Raw genomic sequence first — 4,268 nt, forward strand, 5'->3', positions numbered from 1 at the left:
GTATTTAATGATTAGAAAAGAAGACTATATTATTATTTAAGAAATTGATAATTATTACAGTGGAAAACTGTAATTTGATTATAACTATATTGTACAAGGGAGGAATTGAAATGGCATTAGAAACTTTTAAAGTAGTATCAAAACTTACAGAAGGTATTAAAATTGAATGTAGTGCAAGAAATCACAAGATTATTCTTGATGAACCTGAAGGATTAGGTGGAACTGACAAAGGAATGAATCCTGTAGAAGCTACATTATGTTCTCTAGGTGCATGTCAAGCAATAGTTGCAAAATGTTTTGCAAAAGCTAAAGGAATAGACTTACAAGAGTATTGGGTTGAAATAGAAGGAGACCTTGATACTGATGGTTTCCAAGGGCTTTCTGATGTAAGACCTGGAGTACAAAATATACGAACCAGAGTTCATATTAAATCAAATTCAACAAAGGAAAAGTTAGAAGAATTTGTTGAATTTGTTGAAAATACTTGTCCTGTTGCAGACACAATTAAAAATTCAGCTAATATGTCTACAGAATTAATAGTTGAAAACTAATAATTTAGAGAAAAAGTTGCAAATAATTTATTATTGTTTGCAACTTTCTTTATTGAAAAGTAAGCTTTTTCATATTTTTTGTCCATTGGAAGCATCTCCTTAATATTAAAATAGAGGTTCTCTTCTAAATAAAAGATATCAGTATCCCACCCTCACCTGAATAAGTACCTATTGTGGCACCAATAGTTGATATAAAAATATGTTTAAATTGATATCTTTCTTCAATCAATTCTTTATATTTTAGTGCCTTTTCATAACAGTTAGCATGAGCTATAGCAAGTATCTTATCTTCAATGTTTGTAGTATTTTCTCCAATAATATCAACTAATCTTTTGAAAGCCCTATTAGAGCCTCTAACTTTTTCTGCTAGGTCTACAATACCGTTACCATCGGATTTCATAATCAACTTTATTGAAAGGAGTGTAGCTATATGGGCTGTAACCTTTCCTATTCTTCCACCTTTTACGATATTTTCAAGGGTATCAAGTAGGAAGAAGACTTGTCCTTCTTTAGCATATTTTCTTAGACAATCTGCAAGTTCTCCTATATTCATGCCATTTGATGCTAACTGGGCAGCTTTTAAGACTATTACACCTTCTCCAACAGAAGCACTTAATGAATCTACAATATGAATTTTCTTATTATTATTGTCTTTCTCATAGATTTCTTTTGCAATCAATGCACTGTTATAAGTACTACTAAGACCTGAAGATATGGTAATGACTAATATATTATCTTCAGTCTTCTCAAATTCCGTGATAAACCGTTCTGGAGATGGACTAGCTGTTTTGGGCAATTCCTTATGTTCTCTCATCATACTATAGAATTCCTTATTGTTTAAATCAATTCCATCTAGAAAAGTTTTATTACCGAAACGGATTTCTAAAGGTACAACTCCAATATTGTATTTTTCTAAAATCTCCTGAGGAAGGTCAGAACAACTATCTGTAATAATCTTAATTCCCATATCAACGCCTCCTTTTACCCTAATAATAACACATTTATTTAGGCTTGACTATAGCTTTTAGTATTCCTTGTCTATGGTTATGATACAGTTATACTGGGGACTATTCTCTTTTATGGCATTACAAATATTAAGTTTTATGTCTTCTTCTGTAATGTTATTATCTAATTCGTTGCCATCTATAACAATGTCGAATATGAGATTTTTCTTATTTCCTTTACCAACTATTCTAAAATCATGCATGGATTTTACTATTGGATTATCCTTGATTATTTCTTTGACTTCATTTCTTGCTTTTACAATTTCTTTTGTATCTATACAGATAGGGTCCATATGAATCACTAAGTGCAATTCGAATTTTTCACTGAGTTCTCGTTCTGCTTTGTCAATTATTTCATGAATAGTCATCACATCAATGTCAGCGGGGAATTCTGCATGGATTGAAGCCATAGTTCTTCCAGGACCATAGTTATGAACAATTAAATCGTGGACACCGGTAATATATTCATATGAAAGTACACCATCTTTTATTAAATTTATAAGCTCTTCATCAGGAGCTTCGCCAATTAAAGGACTTATAGTTTCTTTAATTAGACTAAATCCTGCATAAAGTATAGCAATAGCTACTAAAATTCCGATATATCCATCAATAGGCACATCTGTAAATAAGGCAGCCAATAGAGATATTGCTACAACAGAGGTAGTGAAAACATCCCCTAAAGCATCTGTAGCTGTAGCTTTAAGAGTAGATGAAGAAATTTTATCCCCCAATTTTTTATTGAATATGCTTAACCATACCTTAAAAAGGATTGAAACTAATAAAATAATAAAAGGAATCCATTCAAATACTACAGCTTGAGGATTTATAATACGGTTGATAGAAGTCTTTATAAATTGAAATCCTACTAACATAACCATAAAAGCAACAATTAAAGCAGATAGGTACTCTATTCTACCATGACCATAAGGATGTTCTTTATCGGGTGGTAAATTCGAAAGTTTAAATCCTACAATTGTAATAATAGAAGAAGCTGCATCGGATAAATTGTTAAATGCATCTGCTAAAACGGCTATTGATGAGACCATAATTCCTATAGTTAATTTAGTAATAAATAGAATCAAGTTGACTATTATTCCAACTATTCCAGCTAAATAACCAACTCTACCTCTAACCTTATTATCCAGAAAATCAGTATTTCCATTTGTTGCAAATTTCAATAATAAATTTGTTAGCATAAAGCACCTTCCTTAGTGATTATGATTTCTAGTATAATGATTATATCATATTTTGATTTTTGCATAAAAGACTTATATGAGATATCAAAAGTACAGATATAAGTGAAGGAAATGAAAATACTTTAATATTATTATATTAATATGTATAAGCTAGAGAAGATTGGAAATAACCAACAATAGTTTCCAATCTTCCTAGTGTTTATACTATAAAGAATACTTTTAGAATGTGACAGGTTTTCCGTAATATGCACACTCTAATATTTTCTTCATATCTTCAACGGAAGTCTTTCTTGGGTTTGAAGCTGTGCATGGGTCTAGTACTGCATTTTCTGCTATATAGTCCAATGTAGATGTAAATAAATCTTCTTCAACTCCATTTTCCTTTAGTGTAGGTGGTATGTTTAATTGAGCATTTAATTCTTGAATAGATTTTACTAAAGAATTAGTTAATTGTTTTTCAGTTTTTCCAGGCAATCCTAGCATCCTTGATAGTTCTGAAAAATCACTTAGAGAAGTTTTTGCGTTAAATTGGATTACATAAGGCAGTAATATAGCATTACAACCTCCATGAGGTATATGATATTGTGCTCCTATTTTATGGGCTAAACTATGAGTAATACCCAAAAGAGCATTACTAAATGCCATACCCGCTAAACATTGAGCTATATGCATTTCACCTCTAGCTTCTTTATCTCCATTGTAGGAAGCAACTATATTGTCGTATACCATTAAAATAGCTTCTTTAGCTAATGGATCAGAAAATCTAGATCTATTAGATGCTACATAAGCTTCTATAGCATGAGTTAAGGCATCCATTCCAGTATGTGCAACTAGTTTTGGTGTCATAGTTTGAGGAATATCCGTATCCAAAATAGCAATATCAGGGGTTATTTCGAAATCTGCAAGAGGATATTTTATTTTTTTTGAGTAATCGGTAATTACCGAGAAAGCGGTTACTTCCGTTGCAGTGCCACTAGTTGATGGAATAGCAACAAAAATAGCTTGTTCTCTCAGTTTAGGAACGGTAAATGGATCTTTTATATCATCAAAAGTTACTTCAGGATGTTCGTAGAATATCCACATGGCTTTACCAGCGTCTATAGTAGAACCTCCACCTATAGCAACTATAACATCAGGTTGAAATTGTCTCATAGTTTCTGCACCCTTCATTACCGTCTCTACTGAAGGATCTGGTTCGATGCCTTTAATAAAACTAACTTCTAATCCAGTTTCTTTTAGGATATTGCTAACCCTATCCAAGAATCCAAATCTTTCCATAGAAGAACCACCTGAAAGTACTATAGCTTTCTTGTGGCCTTTAAGATTTTTCAATTCTTCTAAAGCACCTTTTCCAAAATACAAATCTCTAGGTAATGTAAATCTTGCCATATATATTCCTCCTTAGTATTTTATATAAAAATCTTTCTATTTAAGATCTTCAATAATCTTTATTATACCTTAATAGTATTTTTTTATTTCTTATTTATATTATCTAAAATAAATTATTTAAAAATTAG

The 4,268-nt window shown here is 31.2% G+C and carries 4 protein-coding genes; 1 reads left to right on the forward strand and 3 read right to left on the reverse strand.

The window, feature by feature from the left end:
• Nucleotides 1-110 precede the first annotated feature (110 nt).
• Complete coding sequence (locus C3E90_RS07810) at nucleotides 111-551, forward strand: OsmC family protein (RefSeq protein WP_236915090.1); 441 nt, start codon at nucleotides 111-113, stop codon at nucleotides 549-551.
• A 124-nt stretch (nucleotides 552-675) separates the two neighbouring features.
• Here the strand turns inward: C3E90_RS07810 and C3E90_RS07815 are convergent, their stop codons facing one another.
• The 3 genes from C3E90_RS07815 to C3E90_RS07825 all read right to left on the reverse strand — a co-directional run bounded on the left by C3E90_RS07815 (nucleotide 676) and on the right by C3E90_RS07825 (nucleotide 4,140).
• Complete coding sequence (locus C3E90_RS07815; RefSeq protein WP_236915091.1) at nucleotides 676-1,518, reverse strand: DegV family protein; 843 nt, start codon at nucleotides 1,516-1,518, stop codon at nucleotides 676-678.
• 57 nt (nucleotides 1,519-1,575) lie between these two features.
• Nucleotides 1,576-2,751 (reverse strand): cation diffusion facilitator family transporter, encoded by a 1,176-nt coding sequence (locus C3E90_RS07820; RefSeq protein ID WP_236915092.1) that lies wholly within the window; start codon nucleotides 2,749-2,751, stop codon nucleotides 1,576-1,578.
• Nucleotides 2,752-2,970: 219 nt separating this feature from the next.
• Nucleotides 2,971-4,140, reverse strand: coding sequence for an iron-containing alcohol dehydrogenase (locus C3E90_RS07825; RefSeq protein WP_236915093.1), 1,170 nt, complete (start codon nucleotides 4,138-4,140; stop codon nucleotides 2,971-2,973).
• Nucleotides 4,141-4,268 lie beyond the last annotated feature (128 nt).

Origin of the sequence: Clostridium sp. Cult2, from assembly GCF_021655075.1 — a bacterium.
Classification (GTDB): Bacteria; Bacillota; Clostridia; order Tissierellales; family Tepidimicrobiaceae; genus Schnuerera.

Coding starts and splice junctions, on each gene's coding strand:
- C3E90_RS07815 (WP_236915091.1), bottom strand. CDS start 1,518: ATGGGAATTAAGATTATTACAGATAGTTGTTCTGACCTTCCTCAGGAG.
- C3E90_RS07825 (WP_236915093.1), bottom strand. CDS start 4,140: ATGGCAAGATTTACATTACCTAGAGATTTGTATTTTGGAAAAGGTGCT.
- C3E90_RS07820 (WP_236915092.1), bottom strand. CDS start 2,751: ATGCTAACAAATTTATTATTGAAATTTGCAACAAATGGAAATACTGAT.
- C3E90_RS07810 (WP_236915090.1), top strand. CDS start 111: ATGGCATTAGAAACTTTTAAAGTAGTATCAAAACTTACAGAAGGTATT.